The sequence below is a fragment of the Streptomyces sp. NPDC001880 genome (assembly GCF_053594575.1).
In genome coordinates this window covers 154,734-175,113 of the sequence record NZ_JBSFET010000003.1, presented here as the reverse complement: position 1 = coordinate 175,113, position 20,380 = coordinate 154,734, and the positions used below count along the sequence as shown (strand labels likewise).

At 70.6% G+C, this 20,380-nt stretch carries 18 protein-coding genes and 1 pseudogene; 13 read left to right on the top strand and 6 right to left on the bottom strand.

Annotated elements, in window-relative coordinates; genetic code table 11:
- The first annotated feature begins 149 nt into the window (after positions 1-149).
- On the top strand, positions 150-2,732 hold the full coding sequence (locus ACWCQ6_RS03465) for a bifunctional FO biosynthesis protein CofGH (protein ID WP_451085091.1): 2,583 nt from the start codon (positions 150-152) through the stop codon (positions 2,730-2,732).
- Between the two features lie 203 nt (positions 2,733-2,935).
- Here the strand turns inward: ACWCQ6_RS03465 and ACWCQ6_RS03460 are convergent, their stop codons facing one another.
- Positions 2,936-3,580, bottom strand: a complete 645-nt coding sequence (locus ACWCQ6_RS03460; RefSeq protein ID WP_451085090.1) for a dihydrofolate reductase family protein — start codon at positions 3,578-3,580, stop codon at positions 2,936-2,938.
- 208 nt (positions 3,581-3,788) lie between these two features.
- On the opposite strand from ACWCQ6_RS03460, the gene ACWCQ6_RS03455 reads away from it, so the two are divergent.
- Positions 3,789-4,904 (top strand): ADP-ribosylglycohydrolase family protein, encoded by a 1,116-nt coding sequence (locus ACWCQ6_RS03455; RefSeq protein WP_451085089.1) that lies wholly within the window; start codon positions 3,789-3,791, stop codon positions 4,902-4,904.
- Positions 4,905-5,104: 200 nt separating this feature from the next.
- Here ACWCQ6_RS03455 and ACWCQ6_RS03450 read toward each other — a convergent pair whose 3' ends face one another.
- On the bottom strand, positions 5,105-5,887 hold the full coding sequence (locus ACWCQ6_RS03450) for an SDR family oxidoreductase (protein WP_451085088.1): 783 nt from the start codon (positions 5,885-5,887) through the stop codon (positions 5,105-5,107).
- A gap of 80 nt (positions 5,888-5,967) precedes the next feature.
- Between ACWCQ6_RS03450 and ACWCQ6_RS03445 the strand changes: the two genes are divergently transcribed.
- From ACWCQ6_RS03445 to ACWCQ6_RS03415, 7 genes and pseudogenes are all read left to right on the top strand, one after another.
- The gene (locus ACWCQ6_RS03445) at positions 5,968-6,831 is read left to right on the top strand and encodes a hypothetical protein (RefSeq protein ID WP_451085087.1); all 864 of its coding nucleotides are present in this window, start codon (positions 5,968-5,970) and stop codon (positions 6,829-6,831) included.
- Positions 6,832-7,255: 424 nt separating this feature from the next.
- Positions 7,256-7,789 carry a sigma-70 family RNA polymerase sigma factor gene (locus ACWCQ6_RS03440; protein WP_451085086.1) on the top strand — a complete coding sequence of 178 codons (534 nt, stop codon included), beginning with the start codon at positions 7,256-7,258 and terminating at the stop codon, positions 7,787-7,789.
- Positions 7,786-7,923: pseudogene (locus ACWCQ6_RS03435) on the top strand (hypothetical protein); the annotation flags it as partial. The gene ACWCQ6_RS03440 and the pseudogene ACWCQ6_RS03435, both read left to right, overlap by 4 nt.
- 117 nt (positions 7,924-8,040) lie before the next feature.
- Complete coding sequence (locus ACWCQ6_RS03430; RefSeq protein ID WP_451085122.1) at positions 8,041-8,448, top strand: hypothetical protein; 408 nt, start codon at positions 8,041-8,043, stop codon at positions 8,446-8,448.
- A gap of 261 nt (positions 8,449-8,709) precedes the next feature.
- The gene (locus tag ACWCQ6_RS03425) at positions 8,710-9,393 is read left to right on the top strand and encodes a COG4315 family predicted lipoprotein (protein ID WP_451085085.1); all 684 of its coding nucleotides are present in this window, start codon (positions 8,710-8,712) and stop codon (positions 9,391-9,393) included.
- Entirely contained in the window at positions 9,393-10,073 is a 681-nt protein-coding gene (locus ACWCQ6_RS03420; protein WP_451085084.1) for a class F sortase, read from the top strand. Before ACWCQ6_RS03425 ends, ACWCQ6_RS03420 begins: the two co-directional genes overlap by 1 nt.
- The gene (locus tag ACWCQ6_RS03415; protein WP_451085083.1) at positions 10,070-10,969 is read left to right on the top strand and encodes a hypothetical protein; all 900 of its coding nucleotides are present in this window, start codon (positions 10,070-10,072) and stop codon (positions 10,967-10,969) included. Before ACWCQ6_RS03420 ends, ACWCQ6_RS03415 begins: the two co-directional genes overlap by 4 nt.
- A gap of 211 nt (positions 10,970-11,180) precedes the next feature.
- Here the strand turns inward: ACWCQ6_RS03415 and ACWCQ6_RS03410 are convergent, their stop codons facing one another.
- The 3 genes from ACWCQ6_RS03410 to ACWCQ6_RS03400 form a co-directional block, all read right to left on the bottom strand.
- Positions 11,181-11,387 (bottom strand): DUF397 domain-containing protein, encoded by a 207-nt coding sequence (locus ACWCQ6_RS03410; protein ID WP_451085082.1) that lies wholly within the window; start codon positions 11,385-11,387, stop codon positions 11,181-11,183.
- A 284-nt stretch (positions 11,388-11,671) separates the two neighbouring features.
- The gene (locus tag ACWCQ6_RS03405; protein WP_451085081.1) at positions 11,672-12,541 is read right to left on the bottom strand and encodes a helix-turn-helix domain-containing protein; all 870 of its coding nucleotides are present in this window, start codon (positions 12,539-12,541) and stop codon (positions 11,672-11,674) included.
- Between the two features lie 366 nt (positions 12,542-12,907).
- Positions 12,908-13,630: a GOLPH3/VPS74 family protein gene (locus ACWCQ6_RS03400; RefSeq protein WP_451085080.1), complete on the bottom strand. Its 723-nt coding sequence runs from the start codon at positions 13,628-13,630 to the stop codon at positions 12,908-12,910.
- A 181-nt stretch (positions 13,631-13,811) separates the two neighbouring features.
- Between ACWCQ6_RS03400 and ACWCQ6_RS03395 the strand changes: the two genes are divergently transcribed.
- The 4 genes from ACWCQ6_RS03395 (at position 13,812) to ACWCQ6_RS03380 (ending at position 19,328) form a co-directional block, all read left to right on the top strand.
- Positions 13,812-16,238 (top strand): D-alanyl-D-alanine carboxypeptidase, encoded by a 2,427-nt coding sequence (locus ACWCQ6_RS03395; protein WP_451085079.1) that lies wholly within the window; start codon positions 13,812-13,814, stop codon positions 16,236-16,238.
- Positions 16,239-16,434: 196 nt separating this feature from the next.
- On the top strand, positions 16,435-18,321 hold the full coding sequence (locus ACWCQ6_RS03390; protein ID WP_451085078.1) for an MFS transporter: 1,887 nt from the start codon (positions 16,435-16,437) through the stop codon (positions 18,319-18,321).
- A gap of 84 nt (positions 18,322-18,405) precedes the next feature.
- Complete coding sequence (locus ACWCQ6_RS03385) at positions 18,406-18,687, top strand: hypothetical protein (protein WP_451085077.1); 282 nt, start codon at positions 18,406-18,408, stop codon at positions 18,685-18,687.
- Positions 18,688-18,905: 218 nt separating this feature from the next.
- Positions 18,906-19,328: a hypothetical protein gene (locus tag ACWCQ6_RS03380; RefSeq protein WP_451085118.1), complete on the top strand. Its 423-nt coding sequence runs from the start codon at positions 18,906-18,908 to the stop codon at positions 19,326-19,328.
- Between the two features lie 49 nt (positions 19,329-19,377).
- Here the strand turns inward: ACWCQ6_RS03380 and ACWCQ6_RS03375 are convergent, their stop codons facing one another.
- Entirely contained in the window at positions 19,378-20,208 is an 831-nt protein-coding gene (locus ACWCQ6_RS03375; protein WP_451085076.1) for a YhjD/YihY/BrkB family envelope integrity protein, read from the bottom strand.
- Between the last annotated feature and the right edge of the window lie 172 nt (positions 20,209-20,380).

The following is a 20,380-nucleotide window of genomic DNA, read 5'->3' as shown; positions in this document are numbered from 1 at the left end:
GTATGTGCACTGGTGGCGGCTCGCGTCCAATTGGCATCCGCGCGTGGACCGACTTCCCGTCGGAAGACGCACCGCCGCGCATGGGCGTCGGTCCGGATGACGCAGATGCCCTGGTCCCGGGCGCAGGCTCCGCTCGTATGCTCGGGGCCATGACCGATCCTCAGCGCGGACGTCCGACGACCAATTCCATGCGGCGTGCCCTCAAGCGGGCCCGTGACGGTGTCGCTCTCGATGTGGCCGAGGCCGCCGTTCTGCTCCAGGCGCGGGGGGAGGATCTGACCGACCTCGCCGCTTCGGCCGCCCGGGTGCGCGACGCCGGTCTCGACGCCGCGGGGCGGCCGGGAGTGATCACGTACTCCCGCAAGGTCTTCATCCCGCTGACCCGGCTCTGCCGCGACAAGTGCCACTACTGCACCTTCGTCACCGTGCCCGGCAAGCTGCGGCGCGAGGGGCACGGGATGTTCCTCTCGCCCGACGAGGTGCTGGACATCGCCCGCAAGGGCGCGGCCATGGGGTGCAAGGAAGCGCTCTTCACGCTCGGGGACCGGCCCGAGGACCGGTGGCCCGAGGCGCGGGAGTGGCTGGAGGCCGAGGGGTACGACGACACCCTCGCGTACGTACGCGCCATGGCGATCCGGGTGCTGGAGGAGACCGGGCTGCTCCCGCACCTCAACCCGGGCGTGCTGAGCTGGACCGATCTCCAGCGGCTCAAGCCCGTCGCGCCGTCCATGGGCATGATGCTGGAGACGACGGCCACCCGCCTGTGGTCCGAGCCCGGCGGCCCGCACCACGGGTCACCGGACAAGGAGCCGGCCGTGCGGCTGCGGGTACTGGAGGACGCGGGGCGCTCCAACGTCCCGTTCACCACCGGCATCCTGATCGGCATCGGCGAGTCCTACGAGGAGCGCGCCGACTCCCTCTTCGAGCTGCGCAGGACCGCCCGCGCCTACCACGGCATCCAGGAAGTCATCGTCCAGAACTTCCGCGCCAAGCCGGACACCGCGATGCGCGGCATGCCCGACGCCGAGCTGGAGGAGCTGGCCGCCGCCATCGCCGTGGCCCGGCACATCCTCGGCCCGTCCGCCCGTATCCAGGCCCCGCCGAACCTCGTGGACGCCGAGTACGCGCTGCTCATCGGTGCCGGGATCGACGACTGGGGCGGCGTCTCGCCGCTCACCCCGGACCATGTGAACCCCGAGCGACCCTGGCCGCACATCGACGAACTCGCCGCGAAGACCGCCGAGTCGGGCTTTACGCTCCGCGAACGGCTCACCATCTACCCGGAGTTCGTCCGGCGCGGCGAACCGTGGCTCGACCCCCGCCTCCTCCCGCACATCCGCGCCCTCGCCGACCCCGAGACGGGACTCGCCCGCGAGGGCGCCGTCCCCGCCGGGCTGCCCTGGCAGGAGCCCGACGAGGAGTTCGGCGCCAGCGGCCGCACCGACCTGCACCGCACCATCGACACCGAGGGCCGCACCGGCGACCGCCGCGAGGACTTCGACGAGGTGTACGGGGACTGGGAGGCACTGCGCGAGGCCGCCGCGCCAGGCATGGTCCCGTCCCGGATCGACACCGATGTGCGCGAGGCGCTGAGCCGGGCGGCCGACGACCCGACGAAGCTCACCGACGAACAGGCACTCGCCCTGCTCCACGCGGACGGCCCGGCCCTCGACGAACTGTGCCGGATCGCGGACGCCCTGCGCCGCGACGTGGTCGGCGACGACGTCACGTACATCGTCACCAGGAACATCAACTTCACCAACGTCTGCTACACCGGCTGCCGGTTCTGCGCCTTCGCCCAGCGGCGCACCGACGCCGACGCGTACACCCTCTCCCTGGACCAGGTCGCCGACCGGGCCGCGCAGGCGTGGGACGTCGGCGCGGTCGAGGTCTGCATGCAGGGCGGCATCCACCCGGACCTGCCCGGCACCGCGTACTTCGACATCGCGCGGGCGGTGCGCGAGCGCGTCCCCGGCATCCATGTGCACGCCTTCTCGCCCATGGAGGTCGTCAACGGCGCCACCCGCACCGGCATGTCCATCCGTGACTGGCTGATCGCCGCCAAGGAGGCCGGGCTCGGCTCGATCCCCGGCACGGCGGCCGAGATCCTGGACGACGAGGTCCGCTGGGTCCTCACCAAGGGCAAGCTGCCGACCGCGACGTGGCTGGAGGTCATCAGGACCGCCCACGAGGTGGGCCTGCGCTCCTCGTCCACGATGATGTACGGGCACGTCGACCAGCCGCGCCACTGGCTCGGCCACCTCCGGACCCTGGCCCGGCTCCAGCAGGAGACCGGCGGCTTCACGGAGTTCGTGACGCTGCCGTTCATCCACACCAACGCACCGGTCTACCTCGCGGGCATCGCCCGCCCCGGCCCGACCGACCGCGACAACCGGGCCGTCACCGCCATGGCCCGGCTGCTGCTCCACCCGCACATCACCAACATCCAGACCAGCTGGGTCAAGCTCGGAACGGAGGGCGCGGCCGAGATGCTGCGCTCGGGCGCCAACGACCTGGGCGGCACGCTGATGGAGGAGACCATCTCCCGGATGGCCGGCTCCGGTTACGGCTCGTACCGCTCCGTCCAGGACCTGGTCGCCATCGCGGAACTCGCGGGGCGTCCGGCGAAGCCGCGTACGACGCTGTACGGGGAGGTCCCCGAGGAACGGGTGTCGGCGGCGGCGGCGTCCGACGGACACCTTCCGGAGCTGCTTCCCGTACTGCCGGACTGAGCCGCATGGCATCCGCCGGGCCGCAGCGGTCCTCGATGCAACAGATCTTCGAGGACCGCGGGTGCGCCTCGTTCATCGGCCGGACAGCCGAACTCGACGCCGGGGGCCGTCGGCTGAACCACTCGGAGCGTCTGAACCACTCGGAGCGTCCGTCCCGTACCGACCGGTGCGGGACGGACGTGTTTTGTCCTGTCGGTCCCGTGTCACTTCCGCCAGAACAGGTGGTGCGTCACGCCGCTCGCGCTGGGCACGACATCCAGGTGGAACCGGTCGAGCAGCTCGTCGGGCGACTTCCACAGCCGTGACCCGGAGCCCAGCTCCCCCGGCGAGACCGCCACATGCAGGGTGTCGACGAGGTCGGCGTCGAGGAACTCCCGGATGGTGGTGGCCCCGCCGCCGAGCCGGACGTCCTTGCCCTGCGCCGCTTCCCGCGCCCGTTCGAGGACCGTGGCCGGGTCGGCGTCGACGAAGTGGAACGTGGTGTCGGAGAGCGTGAACGAAGGGCGCTCGTGGTGGGTCATCACGAACACCGGGGTGCGGAACGGGGGCTCGTCGCCCCACCAGCCACGCCAGTCGAGGTTCTCCCAGGGACCGCGCTGGGGCCCGAACTTGCCGCGGCCCATGATCTCGGCGCCGATATTGCGTGCGTAGTCCCGCGTGAGGTAGTCGTCCAGGCCCCGGCTGCCCCCGGGGTCGGTACGCATGGGCCAGCTCGCCGTGGCTCCGGCCCAGGAGAACATCGCCCCGGGATCGGCGTCGCCGAAGGGCCGTTCCGGACTCGGGTTCTCGCCGGCGCCGAATCCGTCGCTCGAAACGTTGAAGTTCTGGACTCTCAGCAGCTGAGTCACGTGTCTCCTCCTGCGCTTGTCGGTACAGGCAGAGACTCCCAGGGCCCCGCAAACTCATCGCCGAAACCCGCCAGTATTTTTCTGTCGGCCAACTGCGCACATACCCACGCGTACCCGATTCCGCGGCCTCTACCGACGGTTCCTGTTCGATTACAGTGCTGCGCAGTCGCAGGCAGGCCGGATCTCGGGCCGACGGGGGAGGGGCACGGTGAGCACAGGGACCTTGGCTGTGTGGGGCCGGGCCGAGCAGCAGGACTTCCGCAGCCGGGTGCGCGGCGCACTGCTGGGCGGGGCCATCGGCGACACGCTCGGCGCGGGGGTCGACGGGCTCACGCTCGAAGAGATCCGGGCGGCCCACGGCGACGACGCCGTCACCGACCTGGTGCCCGTGCACGGCGGACGCGGCACCGTCACCGCCGTCACCCAGCTCACCCTCTTCACCGTCGACGGGCTGATTCGCGCGCAGGTCCGCCGCGACATCGGGGCCTGGCACCCGCCCACCGATGTGCACCGGGCCCATCTGCGGTGGGTGGCCACCCAGCACGACTGGGGGCCCGACGAGCGCCGCGAGGACAACGGCTGGCTCGCCCTGCAGGAGTGGCTGTACGCCCGCCGGGGCCCGACCCGGGAATGCCTGACCGGATTCGGCGACGCCGCCATGGGCACCCTCGACAAGCCCAAGAACCCCCAGGCGCGGGACTCGGCGGCCCTCACCCGGTCGGTGCCGTTCGGGCTGCTCGTCGGCTGGGAGCCCCAGCTCGTCCTCCAACTCGCCGTCGAGTGCGCGGCCCAGACCCACGGCCACCCCACCGCGCTGCTCTCCGCGGGCGCCCTCGCCGTCATGGTGCACGGCCTGGCCCGGGGCGAGACCCTGGACGGCTCCGTGCAGCACGCGCTGGGCCTGCTCGCCGAACGCCCGGGGCACGAACCGGTCACCGAGGCGCTGACGCAGGCCCTCGACACCGTGCGCCAGGGCGTTCCGGGGCCCGCCCTGATCGAGTCGCTGGGGACCACGGACGCCGCGGAGGAGGTCCTCGCCGTCGCCGTGTACTGCGCGCTGGTCGGCGAGGACATACGCCACGGGCTGCGGCTGGCCGTCAACCACGGCGGGCCCTCCGCGGCGACCGGGGCGCTGTGCGGGGCGCTGCTCGGCGCGCTGCACGGCGAGACCGCGCTGCCGCCCGCCTGGCTCTGCGAACTGGAGGGCAGGGCAACGGTGCTGGAACTGGCGGACGACTTCGCCATGGAGATGACACAGGGGCCCGCCCTGCACAGCCCGTCGGCCGCCGCACCGGGCTGGCTGGCCCGCTACCCGCGCGCCTGACGCCCTGACACGTACAGCCCGTGCCGGCTTCACCCGCTGCCGGCCCCACCCGCGCCCCGCCGAGCGGCTGGCGCCAGTCCATCGCGCCCATTGCACCCATTGCGGCCTTTGCGGCCTTTCTGGCCGCCGCGTCCCCGGGAGAAGTCCTGTGCGGCGAAGAGGACGGCTCAATCGCAGGAGACGGGCCTGCGGGACAGCCCTCAGCGCATCAGCTCGCCCGCGTTGACCAGGAGCGACTGTCCGGTGATCGCCCGCGCCCGGTCCGAGGCCAGGAACACGGCCGCCTCGGCGACGTCGCCGTCGGTGGCCGGCTCCGGGAGCGCCATGCGTTCGGTGAGCCTGCCCAGCACCTCGGCCTCGGGCACCCCCTCGCTGTCCGCCGTGAACCGTACGTACGCCTGCACCGGTGGCCCCCACATCCAGCCCGGCAGCACCGTGTTCACCCTGATCCGGTGCGGGCCCAGCTCCTGCGCCATGGAGTACATGGCCGAGGTGAGCGCCCCCTTCGAGGCCGCGTACGCCGCCTGCTGGACCTGGGACGGCGCGGCCACCGAGGACTGCGTACCTATGATCACCACCGAGCCGCCACGTTCCTTGAGGCCGGGCAGACAGGCGCGGGTCATCCGCAGCGTGCCGAGCAGATTGACATCGATCACCGACTGCCAGGTGGCGAAGTCGGCATTCTCGATCCCGCCGAAGTAGCTGTCCCAGGCGGCGACATGGACCACCGCGTCGATCCGCCCGAACCGCTTCAGCGCCAGCGCGGCGAGCGCCCCGCACTGCGCCTCGTCGGTGATGTCGGTGGCCAGCCTGGCCGTGTGCCGGCCGTCCGGGTCGACCTTCGCGGCGGTCCTGGCGAGGTTCTCGGCGGTACGCGCCCCGAGTACCGCGTTGCCGCCGTCCCGCACGACCGCTGCCGCGACCTGGTGCCCGAGCCCCGCGCCCACCCCGGACACGATGACGGTCTTCCCCGCGAGCAACATCGGCGGCCTCCCGGCTCTGGCAGTTCGTCTGACGGGGCGTCAGAGTAGGACGCCGCTGCGGAGTACGGAAGGGGAACGGCATGAGCGACGAGACGCGGAGCGACACCTACGCCGAACTGGCCGCGCTGGGGCCGTACGGCGTCCATCCCGGCCATGCGCTGATCACCATGGTCGAACCGCACCCGGGCCAGGAGTACGCGTACAACCGCTGGTACGAGGACGACCACTACTACGCGGGCGCGATGGCGATGCCCTGGATGTTCGCCGGGCGGCGCTGGGTGGCCACCCGGGAGCTCCAAGAGCTGCGCTACCCGGAGACGTCCGCCGTCGCGCAGCCCGTCACGGCCGGCTGCTACCTGTCGACGTACTGGGTGACGGACGGGCGCTACGACGACCACATGAGGTGGACCGTCGGCATCAACAAGAGGCTCAACCGGGACGGCCGGGTCCACCAGGGCCGGACCCATGTGTTCACGGCCTTCCAGGACCACGAGGCGACGGTCTACCGGGACGGTGCGGCGGGGCCCCGGGACTTCCACGCCCTCGACCACCCCTACCGGGGGCTGGTCCTCGAAGTGATCGACGCCGAAGGGGCAAAGGAGCGGGCCGAGCTGCTGGAGTGGCTGCGGTCGCGGCATCTGCCGAAACGGCTGGCCGGCTCTCCGGCGGCGATGGTGACCGTCTTCCGCCCCACACCGCTGCCCGGCGACCGGATGAGCTATGTGAAGCAGGTCGAGGGCGTCGACACCCGGCTGACCCTGCTGTGGTTCCTCCAGGAGGACCCGGGGGAGTGCTGGGCGGAGCACTTCGTCGGACTCGACGCGGCGGTCGCGGAATCCGGCCTGGGGCGGGTGGAGCTGGTGGCGCCGTTCATCCCGACGGTGCCGGGCACCGATCTGTACGTCGATCGGCTGCGGTCGGGGAGTGCCATGAAAGAGGTGTGACCTTTCCAGGTGTGACCTTTCCCGAAGGAGTCACCCCGCGAGTACGGCGACGGATCACTGGAGCGAGGCCGTCCGGCAGCGCGTCGCTCGTCGTGGCCGATGACACACCACCTTCCGTCGCCGCTTCCCCACCCTGTGTGTGAATCTCGTCAGTGCGTCCTGCGGACGCCTCAGCGGTGAGGGCCGACCCCCTGTCGCTCGGCGTCAGTGCCTGCGCGCCCCCGGTTCGGCGAGACAGCTCGGCGAGGCAGCGAAGGGCGGCAGCGATCTCGTCAGAAGTAGGGTCGAAAGAAATTTGTCCCCGGTTGAACCGTGCGTCCGGGCACGTCGTTCCAGGTGCTGAGCAAGGTAAATGCCGCGACCCAGGAGTCGACATGCACAGGAACCCACCCCGCCAGCAGGCAGCGGCTGCTGTGGCAACCCGTTGACCGAGGCGATCCGCAGCGTCGAGGCGCTCCAGCAGGAGTTCGGCCCTGTGGTGCGCGCGTACCTCAATTCGCGTTGGCGGGACAGGCACCAGGCCGAGGACATGTTCCAGGAGACCTTCCTGCGGGCTTGGCGCTCGGGCGCTCCCGAATCCGACAGTCAGTACACGCCTGCCCAGATCCGGTCCTGGCTGTTCACCATCGCGCGCAGCGTGCTCGTCGACCACCACCGGGCCGAGAGCCGGCGACCCGCAGTGCCCCGGGGTCACGAGGAGCTGGTCGCTCTCAGTGACGCGACGAGCCTGCCGGTCGCGGAGACCGACCGGCTCGCGGACGTCTGGTCTGTGCGCGCGGCACTCGACCAGCTCACCCCATCCCATCGAGAGGTAGTTGTGGATCTTTACTACCACGGACGCACCGTGGCGGAGACCGCTGAACGCATCGGTATCCCCGAGGGGACCGTCAAGTCCCGTGCCTACTACGGCGCCCGTGCCCTGCGTGCCGCCCTGCAGGGCCAGGGGCTCGTACCGTGAGCGCATCCGGCCCGGATGACGCGCGACTGGGTCCATCGTCCGAACACGCCCAGGTCAGCGGGTGGCTCGGGGCATACGTACTCGGTGGGCTCAGCGCCCATGACCAGGCTCGTACCGACGCTCATCTGCTGGCCTGCGACGAGTGCAGCCGTGCCTGCGACGCACTGTTCGACGTCCCTGAGGCCCTGGCCGCAGGCGGCCCACAGGTACTTTCGGACCGGGTCGAGCCCGCGGCGCCTGTGTCACGGCCGATGAGATGGCGACTGGCTGCGGCCGGGCTCGCCCTGGCCGCCTGCGCCGCGGGTGTCGGCTTCGCTCTCGGTGCCACCACGTACGGCGACAGTGCGCCGCCGCAGGCCGCCGCCGTACGCGACATGCCTCTCGGCGGAGCCCCCGGCCAGGTCTCCGGTAGCGCCGAGCTGGCTTCCCGGCCCTGGGGCACCGAGGTGCGCCTCACTCTGCGCGATCTTCCGCCGCACGAGCGCGTGACGCTCGTGACCGAGAACCGTGACGGCCGCAAGGAAGTGGCAGCGGCCTGGGTCAGCCCCGACAACGGCAAGGTCAACATCACCGGTGCGACGGGCATCAAGGCCCAGGACATCGTCCGCATCAGCATTCTCGACGCCGAGCAACAGGATCTGACGAAACGTCATATCTAGCGCCCCGGCAGACAACGTTCGCCCCGTCGTGACGCCCGGCACGCGCTCTCGCCGCACCGTCCGAAAGCCCGAGTACAGCCAGTACGAGGACTTCCGGCCAGCACGCCGAGAGCACGCACCGCGTGCCGCTCCTTCACGGGCAAACGTTGCCCGCCGCGGCACTGGCTGCCGCGGCTCCCTTGCTTCTCCCCTCCGGTACGGCAGTTCGGTCCAGACCTGCCGGCCCTCGCACAGCAGAACAACACCAACAGGAGTGACAGCATGATCAGCAAGCGCCTCGCGACCACGACGGCGGCCGCCTTCCTTCTTGTCGGCCTCGGCGCCCCCAGCGCGCTCGCGCTCACCGAGTCCACCGAGACCGGCGAACTCAAACTGATCGACACCCAGTACGGCAAGGCGCTCGCCGACTCGGACGGCAACGCTCTCTACGTCTGGGAGAAGGACTCCGCGGGCACCTCCGCCTGCAAGGACGAGAAGTGCGTGACCGCCTGGCCGGCCGCACTCGCGGACGACAAGCCGGAGGCGGACGGCGCCGTGACCGGTGCACTCGGACACATCGACTCCGTACAGCCCGCGACCAAGGGCAAGCAGCAGCTCACCATCAACGACCAGCCGCTGTACTACTTCGCCAAGGACGCCGCGGCCGGCGACGTCAAGGGGCACGGTCTCGCCCCGGGCGGCGCCGGGACCACCTGGTACCTCGTCGGCGCCGACGGCAAGCGTCTGGCCACCAAGGCTTCCACGGGCGGTGCGGGCTCCGACTCCGGCAAGGACAACGGCGCCGGACAGACCGCCGACAAGCCCAAGGGCGGCGTTGACGCCGGTGCCGAGGGTGCCACGGACAACAACACCTCCCTCATCGCCGTAGGCGGCGGTGTCGCCGCCCTCGGTGCCGCGGCCCTCGGCTACTCCGTCATGAGGCGTCGCAGCGGCTCCGCCGCCTGATGACCGGCAGGCACGCATGCCGACGGGGCGTCGCGGGCTCGCGTCCGCGGCGCCCCGCCGGCGCCGCCGTGGCGGGCGTGGGCTCGCTCGCCCTCGGGATCGGCATCGCCGTGTACGGCGGCCTGGGTGCCCCGGCCGACAACACCGGCGCGCACATCCCGGTGGCAGCCTCCCGGCAGGACACCTCCCCCTCGACGGCCACGCCCGCCGCTGTACCCCCGCTGGCCCGGTCCGAGCCGGTCCGGGTCCGCATGGCGTCCGCGGGCGTGGACACGGGGCCGCTGTTGCCACTCGGCCTGCGCAGCGACGGAAGCGTGCAAGTGCCCTCTGTCGCCCAGGCGGACCGCATGGGCTGGTACACCGGAGCGGTCACTCCGGGGGAGCGTGGGCCGGCCGTGCTCATCGGCCACTTCGACACCGTCGAGGGCCCCGCCGTGCTGCGCGACATTTCCCGCACACGCCCCGGGGACAAAATCCTGGTCGACCGGGCGGACGGCAAGCAGGCCGAGTTCACCGTACGGGAGCTGCAACAGGTCCCCAAGGACCACTTTCCCACCGAGCAGGTCTACGGCGACACCAGCACAGCCACCCTGCGCGTCGTCACCTGCGGCGGCTCCCTCACCGACGGCCACAGGCCCGACAACATCATCGTCTACGCGGAATTGACCCGAACCACATGACTGCCCAGCACACACGTCCGTCCCGTACACGCGCCACCCGCTGTGCCTGCGCCGCCGCACTGGCCTCCGCCACCCTGCTGCTGAGCGCATGCTCGTCGCCCGACGGCTCTTCCGCGAAGGCCCCGCCGAGCGCTGCCTCCGCCTCCTCCGGCGCCCGCACCACCCTCCTCGCGCAGACCCCGGACTCGTTGAACGTACCGCGCGGGGGCCGACTGGCCGTCCCCGTGACCTTCGGGTGGAAGGGAGAGCGCCCGGCGGCGGGGGCCGAGCTGAGAATGACCGCGAAGAACGGGTTCACCTGGGCGGCCGTCGCCAGCAGGGGCACGCGCGTGAACCCGTCGACGGTGAGCATCACCTACGACGACCTTCCCAAGTCCGGCAAGACCAAGGCTCGTCTGCAGGCGCCCGACGGCGCATGGGACGCCTCGAAGCCCGCGCTGAGCGTCGAACTGGTCGAGAAGGGCGCGGCCGGCGGTTCCGCCTCGGGCGACAGCGTCAGCGCGACCAAGGCCGCGGAGAAGGAGGCCGACGTGGACCTGTTCATGTTCCCGCCGCCCCGCGCCTCGAAGCCGGACGCCGACGGAGTGGTCACGTACGACTTCGACTACGGCAACCAGGGCTCGCAGCCCGCCAAGGGGAAGATCCGGCTGGAGCCGTTCCCGGGATACTCGGTGCACTGGAAGCCCGAGGAGTGCGCCACACCCGCCAAGGACGGAACGGTCACCTGCGATCTCGGGGACATCCCGGCGCAGGCCACCTTCACTTTCAAGGTCGAGGTCCCCGAGGGGGCCACCGGCATCCCGGAGGCTGTGCGGTACAGCATCCAGCCAGTCGGCTCGACAGATGCCGATCCTCTCAACAACGACGGAATACGGTTCGTCGAGATCAACCGCTGACGCAGTGACGATGTGGGGCGGACCGGCTCGTCGGCCCGGTCCGCCCCACACATGCGTGCGGGTGTGGCCCGGGCCGACGAGGCATTCCGATTGTCCGGCTGCTCGTCGGATCGGGCATCGAGCCCCCTCGGCCAGGACGGCGGACCAGTCGAGAGGGTTGATGACGACACCGGAAAAGATGCCGCGATGTGAACGAGAAAGAAATAATTGATCAGGCGTCGACGGCACCCTTGCCGGCATCGCGCACAAATGCGTTCCACGCGGCGGGGACGAACGTGATCGAGGGGCCCTCGGGGTCCTTCGAGTCGCGTACGTCAATTGCGTGGGTGAAAGGGGACTTGACTTCGACGCAGGCGCCGTTGCCCCCGGAATACGAGGACTTCGTCCACTTGTCCGTAGCACCCTGACGAATGGCCATGTTCACTCCGGTTCAAAGAGTTGCGTGATGACACCAACGAGTTCCGGTTGGTGTGATGGACGCTACTCGCCAAGCTCCTTGACCGAAGGGGGCGTTCACTCGACTGAGTGGTATATACCAAGTAGTTCTTCCGCTCGGGGCGGGCGGCGGTGTACCTTGCCGCCGCCCCTCCCGTAACATCACTTCATTTCCAGCAATCCGGACTTTGCGGGCCGCTTTGTCGCGGCGCCCGGCCGGTACTCGGCCGGTACTCGGTCGGGGCTCGGCCGGCGCTCAGGCGGTGCTCATTCGGTGCTGACCCCGGCGTACCCCTTCATGATCTCGTTGATGAAGTGGCGCGTCTGCTCCACATTCAGCGCCTGTGCCCGCAGATGCTCGTACATGAAGCTGTACCGCTGCACATCCTGGGCCTTCTCCAGATAGAGATCGCTGGTGACTCCTTCGATATAGACGACGCTGGAGTCGGCGGTGTCCGGGAATTCGAGAACGGCGTACTGCCCGTTGATTCCGGGGTGCGCGCCCATCTCGAACGGCAGTACCTGCACGGTGACATGCGGCAGATGGGAAAGCTCGACCAACTGCTCAAGCTGTTCGATCATCACCTGCTTGCCGCCGACCATCCGGCGCAGCGCGGACTCGTCGATGACCGCCCACAGTCGCAGCGGGTGCTCGGGGTCGGTGATCCGGTCCTGGCGGCGGGCCCGGACGTTGACGCGCTTTTCGATGTCGGACGGCGGGGCCTCCGGCAGCGCTCCGTTGATCAGTGCCTCGGCGTAGCCCCGGGTCTGCAACAGGCCGGGGACCACCTGGGGTTCGTACACCCGCAGTGATTCGGCGTCGGTCTCCAGACCGATGTAGACGCTGTACGGGATGTCGCCGAAGGCGTGCCACCAGCCCTGCTGGCGGGAGTCCTTGGCCATCTGCATGAGCGAGTCGACGATCCGCTGGTCCGCGACCTCGTACACCCCGCAGAGATCGCGGACATCGCGCTGGCTGATGGAGCGGCGGCCGTTCTCCAGGCGGCTGATCTTCGACTGCGAGACGAGCAGTCGCTCCGCCACCTCCTCGGCCGTCATGCCCTTGAGCTCGCGCAGTCGGCGCAATTCCTGGCCCAACCGGCGTCGCCTGACGGTGGGATTGACGTTGGACGGCACGGAAACGGCACCTCCGGCTGTGTAGCTGTGCGTATCTACTGCTGAGCAGATTGCCACCACTGCCCACGGTCGCGCTGGGAAATGGCCACACGCATGTGCGCGGGGCAGCCATGATTCCGGCTGCCCCGCGCGTGGTGCGGCTCCCGAACCGGGCCTCGGGGACGACGGTGCGGCGGTATTCGGTTGGTGCTGCCGTGCTTCCGTGCAGTCGCGCGGCGGTGCTGCGGTGCCACGGCGTGGCCGTGCTGTGGTGCTGCGGCGCCGCGGAGTAGCGGTGCTGCGGTGCCACGGCGTGGCCGTGCTGTGGTGCCACGGCGTGGCGGTTCTGTGGTGCTGTGGTGCGTGCGGCCCCGGGGGGTGATGTGCCTAGTGGGCCGCGGTGTGCGCCATGCTGCCGCGGCGTGACTGCGGCTGCACTTGCGGTTGCAATGGAACTCCGGCCGCCTGGTTGCGGCGCGGCTGTGCGACCGCCCCGTTCTGGACGTCCATCACGGCGTGCGCCACGAGTCCGCCCATGGGGTCGTGTCTGATCAGGTCCCGGAGCCGGGAGCGCGATGAACGCCCCTCGTTCCCGGGGTACAGGTGCTTGCCGAGTCCGACCGCGTGGGCCAGTGCGGCGAGCGCCGCGGTCCGCGGGTCCGGCGGTACACCGGTGCGGATCGCACTGTCCAGCCTGGCCCTGATGTCCCGGCTGATTGCCGTGTCCGTCGCCTGGTAGCGAGTCGTCGGCAGCACTCCGCACATCTGGCCCGCCACGGCATGCACCATGCCGCACCGCTCCAGATGAGCGAGGTAGATCTGACGCAGCCCCAGCCGGGGCCCGCCAATCCAGTGGACCGCCCGAACCGGGCTGCCGCGTCGCCGCAGCAGTTCCAGTGCGGAGTCCAGAGTCGGATCTCCTGTCGGCCGTGGCATCACCACGGCGATACGATCCCCGTCAGGGGCTATCCGTCCTGCCAGAGCCAGCTCCACTAGCTGAGCTCCGGCGAGGCCGAGGTCGAGCGACTGCGGCTGCGCTGTGGTACCCGTGGTCGGGTCCAGAGCGAGCAGCAGAAGCTCCTCCGGAATTGTTCTGCGGCTCCTGCCCATCCATGCCTCCCCGCGTGGATGAATGACAGGGTGACCCCTCTCACATTGGTCTGTCGAGAGTGCCTGGGGGCTTTGTACGGGAACCAGTAGGTATGTCGTTCCCGTCTAGCAGCCGGGCCGGTGGTTGCACACGGGACACTGGTAGATGGTTCGGACAGCGCGGGGGTGTCCCCCGCGCCGCATGGAGGAGGCATCGGTGGCGGGCGAGTCCCCCGACAAGTCGGAGCAGCAGAAGTCGTCGGGGACGGCTCGGAGCGAGAGCGATCCGCGGCTTTCCGTCTTCCGTGAACCGCCCGCCGAAGACGCGGCCGGTACCAAGACGGACACGGCGACGGCTGTTTTCCGCACGAAGCCGTCCGAGGACGGCGAAGGCGCGAAGGCGGACACGGCTACGGCCGTCTTCCGCACGGCGCCGTCCGAGGGTGGCGAGAGCTCCGAGAGCGGTGACGACACCGAGAGTCGTGAAGATGCTGCGGGCGGTGACGGCTCGGAGTCGTCGGCGGACGCGGGTACGGACGCGGAGGTCGAGGTCGAGGGCTCTGGCGGCGCTGTGGGCGCCGAGGAGGCCGCGGAGGCCGAGGGGGCCGAGATGGACGCCGAGAGCCCGGAGAAGACGTCTGAGGCCTCGGAGAGCGCGGATTCGGTTGAGCCCGCGGATGCCGCAGCGGACGAGGAGGCGGCGGAGCCCGTCGAGCCCGTCGAGGGCGCTGAGCCCGCTGAGGGCGCCGAGGGCGGCGGCAGCGCCGGGGAAGGCGACTCGCGGCTGCGTGCGGCCGTCGCCGCCTGGGTGTCGAAGGACGACGCGGACGGCGACGCGGAGGACAGCGACGCGAAGGCCGAGGACGCGAAGGCCGACGCCTCGGACGACGCGGCGGCTGCGTCGAGCGATGCCGACGACGCCGATGCCTCGGGCGACACGGACGAGCCGTCCGATGACGAGCCGTCCGGTGGCGAGGCATCCTCCGGCGAGAAGAAGGCCGACGACGCCGACGCGGCCGAGGACGCCAAGGACGCAGGCGACGCCGAGGACGCCGACGACAAGCAGGGCATCGATCAGCCGACCGCCATCTTCAGGGCGCCCACCGCACCCCGGGTCGACCAGCCGACCACCGCGCTGAAGATCACCCCGCCCCCGTCGAAGCCGAAGTCGGAGGCCGAGTCCAAGCCCGAGTCCGCCGCCGAGCGGACCAGTAAGTTCGTACCGCTGCGCGAGGCCGACGTACGGCCGGCGACGGCGCCCGCGCCCCGTAAGCCCGAGACGCCTGCTGCCCCGGCCGCCCCTGCCGCGCTGTCCACCGCCGAGCGGACCACGCAGCAGCCGATGCCGCCCAGGCCGCCGCTCGACCTGCTGGCCGAGCTGACGAACACGCCCCCGCCGCCGGAGACGCCGGTCCGCACCGCCGTCCGCAGAGTCAAGATCTGGACCCCGCTGGTCCTGCTCCTGCTGATCGTCTTTGCGATCGCGCAGATGGTGCGCCCGCTCCCGGACCCCGAGCTCCGGATGTCGGCGAAGGACACGTACACCTTCGAGGGCGAAAAGCCGTCCCTGCCGTGGCCCGACGAGGGTCAGGGCTACATGGCGGCCACCGGGCTGGGCGAGGTGGACTCGTTCGGCGAGCAGAAGGCCGTGCCGATCGGCAGCGTGGCCAAGGCGATGACCGCGTACATCGTGCTCAAGGACCACCCGCTGAAGAGGGGCGAGAAGGGCCCGTCCATCAAGGTCGACGCCAAGGCGGAGTCGGACGGCAAGCTGGACTCGGAGGGTGAGTCGACGCTCAACACCGTCAAGGCCGGTGACGAGCTCACGGAGCGGGACGCGCTCTCCGCGATCATGATCCCCTCCGCGAACAACATCGCGCGGTTGCTGGCGCGTTGGGACGCGGGCTCCGAGAAGGCGTTCGTCAAGAAGATGAACGACACCGCCAAGTCGCTCGGCATGAGCAACACCACCTACACCGACCCGTCCGGTCTCGACGCCACCACGGTCAGCTCGGCCGAGGACCAGGTGAAGCTCGGCCAGAAACTGGTGGAGATCCCGGCGCTGATGGACATCACCAAGCTGCCGTCGTGGACCGATCCGTCGGGCAAGACCCACCGGAACTACAACACCCTCGTCCCGTACGACGGCGCCCTCGGCATCAAGACCGGCTCCACCACCAAGGCCGGTGGCAACCTGCTCTTCGCCGCGCACAAGATGGTCGGCGACACCGACCAGCTCATCGTGGGCGCCGTGCTGGGCCAGCACAAGCCGGCCATCATCGACACCGTGAACGCGGTGAGCAAGGAAGTGATGGTCGCGACGCAGGAGCTGCTGGAGAGCGCCAAGGTCGTGAAGAAGGGCGACGTCGTCGGCACCGTCTCGGACGGCCTCGGCGGCAGCGTCCCCGTGGTCGCGACCAAGGACGTCCCGGCGGTCGGCTGGCCCGGCCTCACCGTCAAGATCGAACTGACCGACGACGGGAAGACGATCCCGCACTCGGCGGCGGCCGGCACCCACGTCGGCACGCTCACCGTGGGCGAGGGCACCAGCCAGGTCAAGGTGCCCGTCGCGCTGCAGAGCGATCTGTCCGAGCCGGGCTTCAAGGACAAGCTGACCCGGATCGGCTGACCGGCCGACGGGCAACGGCCCGATGGCCGGAACGACCCGATGACAAAAGGGGGCGCCGATCCCGGCGCCCCCTTTTGTACTGCGCACGTGTTAGCGTCCCGGGGCAACTCGATGACGCACGGACGGCGTCCTCACAGGTGCATGGGTTACTGGGGGCACGGGGCGGGGCGGATTCGGGGAGACGGGGAGAGCCGTAGTGACCACTGCGGAGCCGAGGCCCGGCCATGAGGCGGCCGACAGCACAGGCACGAGGGACAGCAGCACCGGCGGACGGACGCGGACCACCACGACCGCCCGGCCGGATGCGGAAGCCGGGGACGCCCTCGCGACGCCGCGTACCGACCCGTCGCGTACCGACCCCTCGCGCAAGGCCCGCATCGGACGGCTGCTGCGGCATCCGGTGACGGTCGCGACGGCTGCCGCCGCCGTCACCCACCTGCTCTGGTTCCTCTTCTTCGCGAACAGCGGCGGCGACCTCGCGGCCCAGGACGCCTGGGCCGAGTTCGTCGGCCGGCACCCCGGTACGGCGTACAACCTCGCCTGGTACGGGGGCATGCACCCCGTCTCGTACAGCGTCGTCTCGCCGTATGTGATGTCGGTGCTCGGCGTGCGTACCACGATGATGATCGCCGGGACCGTGTCGGCGGGCCTGACCGCGCTGATCCTGGTCCGGGTCCCGGCCGTCCGCAACCCGCTGGCCTGCTCGCTCGCCGGGGTGTTCGCGTATCTGTGCAACGCGCTGTCGGGGCGGGTGACGTTCGGGCTCGGCATGATGTTCGCGGTGGGCGCGACGGCCGCGGTGTTCTGCTGGCCGTACCGCTGGCGGTACAAGCGCTGGGCGAAGGCGGCCGTCGCCGCACCGCTCGCCGGGCTCGCGACGGCGAGCAGCCCGGTGGCCGGGCTGTTCCTGGGCGTGGTCGCCGCCGCGCTGTTCCTGAACAAGCGGCGCCCCGGCGCGTACGCGCTGGGCCTGGCCCCGGTCGCGGTGGTGGGGCTGTCCGCGTGGCTGTTCCCGTTCTCCGGGACGCAGCCGATGTCCATCGCGACGCTCTCGCTGCCGTTCCTCTTCTCGGTCCTCGTCTTCGTCCTCGTGCCGCGCGACTGGAAGACGGTCCGCACCGCGGCCGCCGTGTACGGCGTCGGGACGCTGCTGACCTATGTGATCGACTCGCAGATCGGCTCGAACATCACCAGGATGGCGATGCTGTTCGCCGGAGTGGTGTTCCTCGCCGCGCTGCCGTACACCGAGCCGCGCTCCCGGCGCTGGTACGCCCTGGTCGTCGCGTTCGCCGGGCTGAACTTCTGGATCGGTTTCAAGAGCGTCGACGACATCGTCCGCACCGCCCCCACCGCCTCCTGGGCGCGTGAGCTGGCCCCGCTGGTCAACGAGTTGCAAGAGGTCGGCGCCGAGCGGGGCAGGGTCGAGGTCGTGCCCGCGAGCAGCCACCGGGAGGCCTCCGCGCTCGCGCCGTACGTCAACCTGGCCCGAGGGTGGAACCGGCAGGCGGACATGGAGCGCAACCCGCTCTTCTACGACGGCACCCTGAACAGCACCAACTACCACCAGTGGCTCGACCGTTGGGCGGTGCACTACGTGGTGCTGCCCAAGGGGACGCCGGACTCCAGCGGCGCGGTGCAGGAGGCGCAGCTGGTCGACGAGGGGCTGCCGTATCTGAAGCCGGTGTGGTCCGATGCCAACTGGCGGCTCTTCGAGGTGGACAGCCCGGTGCCGCTGGCCGATCCGCCGGCCACGGTGGACCGGGCCGACGCGGGCGAGCTGACCATCCATGTGAAGAAGCCGGGCCGGATCCTGATCCGTGTCCCGTACTCGCCCTGGCTCGCCCTGGTCGACAGCGAGGGCAACAGCGTCGAGCGGCCGCAGGAGACCGAGGAGTCCAAGCAGCGTACGGACGAGGGCACTCCGCGGACCTTCGTCAACACCAACGGCTGTCTGCTCAAGGCCGAGGAGGACGCGGACGGCGACGAGTGGACGGAACTGCTCGCGCCGCGCCCGGGTGTGTACCGGCTGACCTCCCCCTACCAGCTGTCACCCGGCACACCGTGCCCGGAGGAGCTGCGCTGACGGTCCTCGGCCCGGCGTTCGAGGGGCTGTGGCCCGTACGGGAAACGGGCCTCACGGAGCCGGTTTCGCGGCCATAGTGGAGACATGAGCCTGACCACTGGCGGAGAACCGCCCGGCCCTGTGCGGTTCTACCTCGCGTGCGACCGCGGACGCTGCTCGGCGCGGGCCGTGTTCGACCTGGTCATCGCGGAACCGCCGCCGGACATCGAGGCGGACCTGTTCGGCCATGTGCTGCACAGCGCGACCGTCGCCTCCCCGTACATCGAGGAGCTGGGCTGGGTCTTCGTCCAGCAGGAGGGCTACCGGTGCCCGAACTGCGCCTCCCCGGGCCGTCGTCCGCGGTCGAGGGACGTCACGTCCTCGTGATCCGGGACGGTTCGGCGGGGGCCGAAGCGTCCCGGATCTAGCGTCGAACCATGACGAACACCGAGCACGCCCCCGGCACCTCTGCCGCCCCCGGTACCTCTGCCGTGCCGGACACCTCTGCCGTGCCGGACACCCTCTCCGCACCCGGCAGCACCCCCGACAACGTCGACGAGGCACCGGCGACCGACGAACGTGACCCCGCTCAGCTCCTGACGGCCATGGTCGACCACGTCCTGGCCCTCGCCGCGACCTGGACCGACTGGGACGGCAGCCCCGTCCCCGCAGGTGACCGGATCTACACCCCGCACAAGGCGATCCGTCGCGTCGCCGACCACATGGTCGACCATCTCGCGGAGATGGAGGCGCGGATCGTGGGCGAGGAGACACAGCCCGACCACTGGCACGCCTCGGCGACCACCACCGAGGCCGACCTGGCCCCGTTCACCGCGGCCGACCTGGACGAGGCACGCAGCCGGCTCACCCGCCTGGCCAGGATCTGGGCGAACCGTCTGGACACCCTGACGCCCGACGAGCTCGACCGCTCGGCCGGAACCGGCTGGACCTTCCGTCAACTCGCCTTCCACCTGGCCGAGTCGGCCTACTACGCGGACTCCGTGGGCGACCTGACGGCGAAGCCGTGACGGCCGGCGCGCCTGTTCCGCCTGTTCACTGAGAACGTCGCCGAAGACGTCACGGACGCCGGGCCAGAATCCGGTTCAGCGGCGGTTCCCCCGCCAGTACGGCACCGATCGTCACCCCGAAGGTGATCGCGGCACACACGACGATCAGCCAGGTCAGCAGCGTGAGCACCAGGCCCAGGGAACCGTACTCGTGCAGGGCGCGATTGAGCGCGGCCGGCAGGTAGAGCGGGGCGGTCAGCGCGAGGGCGCTGGTGGCTGCCGAGGCCAGGACCGCTCCGGGCAGCAGTGACAGCCAGGAGACGCGGCCGGCCAGCAGCAGGTGCTGCGTCCACAGCCACACCCCCGTGCTCACGAGGAAGAGCAACGGGATGCCCAGCCACGCACCGACGCCGAAGCCATCGCGTACCGGTCCCTGCAACAGGACGACCAGGACCAGTACGAGCAGCCACACGATCCAGCGCCAGGCCGCGATCCTCGTGCCCGCTCTCGGAAGCCGCCACGCCCGCTCGCAGACCCGGGCCATGGCGCGGCTGAAACTGGTGGCGGAGAGCAGCGTCACCATCAGACCGATGGTGCCGCTGGTCTCGTGCAGGCCGCCGTCGGCGGAGCTCTCCAGCACCTGGCTCAGTTCCGCGTCCGCCTGGCCGGTCAGGCCGAACATGGCGCGCAGTGACTCCAGCAGCTGGTCGCGGACGCCGGCCGGCGTGAAGGCGGCGAACGCGAACAGCAGGGGCACGGAGGCCAGGAACGCCTGGGCGGCGAGCCGGGTCGCCGCGTCCAGGAGGTTCGCCGACAGCAACCGGGCCGTCAGCTGGCTCACGACGGGGAAGTGCTGCTCGACACGGGCACGCAGCCGCTCCAGCCATGCCGGGAACGCCATGGCGCCTCCGTCTCCCCTCGTTCTCCTGCCGGTGGTTCACCCGCTCCACCGAGCATGCGGTCCGCCGGGCCCCACCGCCCTGGGACGCGTCGGCCCGCGTACAGCTCGGGGCGCCGTTCCCCCGTACGGCGTACACCCGGTCGTGGTGCCGGGAGGCCCGGGTGAGGGTGGC

Coding starts and splice junctions, on each gene's coding strand:
- ACWCQ6_RS03465 (WP_451085091.1), top strand. CDS start 150: ATGACCGATCCTCAGCGCGGACGTCCGACGACCAATTCCATGCGGCGT.
- ACWCQ6_RS03450 (WP_451085088.1), bottom strand. CDS start 5,887: ATGTTGCTCGCGGGGAAGACCGTCATCGTGTCCGGGGTGGGCGCGGGG.
- ACWCQ6_RS03445 (WP_451085087.1), top strand. CDS start 5,968: ATGAGCGACGAGACGCGGAGCGACACCTACGCCGAACTGGCCGCGCTG.
- ACWCQ6_RS03430 (WP_451085122.1), top strand. CDS start 8,041: ATGAGATGGCGACTGGCTGCGGCCGGGCTCGCCCTGGCCGCCTGCGCC.
- ACWCQ6_RS03425 (WP_451085085.1), top strand. CDS start 8,710: ATGATCAGCAAGCGCCTCGCGACCACGACGGCGGCCGCCTTCCTTCTT.
- ACWCQ6_RS03420 (WP_451085084.1), top strand. CDS start 9,393: ATGACCGGCAGGCACGCATGCCGACGGGGCGTCGCGGGCTCGCGTCCG.
- ACWCQ6_RS03415 (WP_451085083.1), top strand. CDS start 10,070: ATGACTGCCCAGCACACACGTCCGTCCCGTACACGCGCCACCCGCTGT.
- ACWCQ6_RS03410 (WP_451085082.1), bottom strand. CDS start 11,387: ATGGCCATTCGTCAGGGTGCTACGGACAAGTGGACGAAGTCCTCGTAT.
- ACWCQ6_RS03400 (WP_451085080.1), bottom strand. CDS start 13,630: ATGGGCAGGAGCCGCAGAACAATTCCGGAGGAGCTTCTGCTGCTCGCT.
- ACWCQ6_RS03395 (WP_451085079.1), top strand. CDS start 13,812: ATGGAGGAGGCATCGGTGGCGGGCGAGTCCCCCGACAAGTCGGAGCAG.
- ACWCQ6_RS03385 (WP_451085077.1), top strand. CDS start 18,406: ATGAGCCTGACCACTGGCGGAGAACCGCCCGGCCCTGTGCGGTTCTAC.
- ACWCQ6_RS03380 (WP_451085118.1), top strand. CDS start 18,906: ATGGTCGACCACGTCCTGGCCCTCGCCGCGACCTGGACCGACTGGGAC.
- ACWCQ6_RS03375 (WP_451085076.1), bottom strand. CDS start 20,208: ATGGCGTTCCCGGCATGGCTGGAGCGGCTGCGTGCCCGTGTCGAGCAG.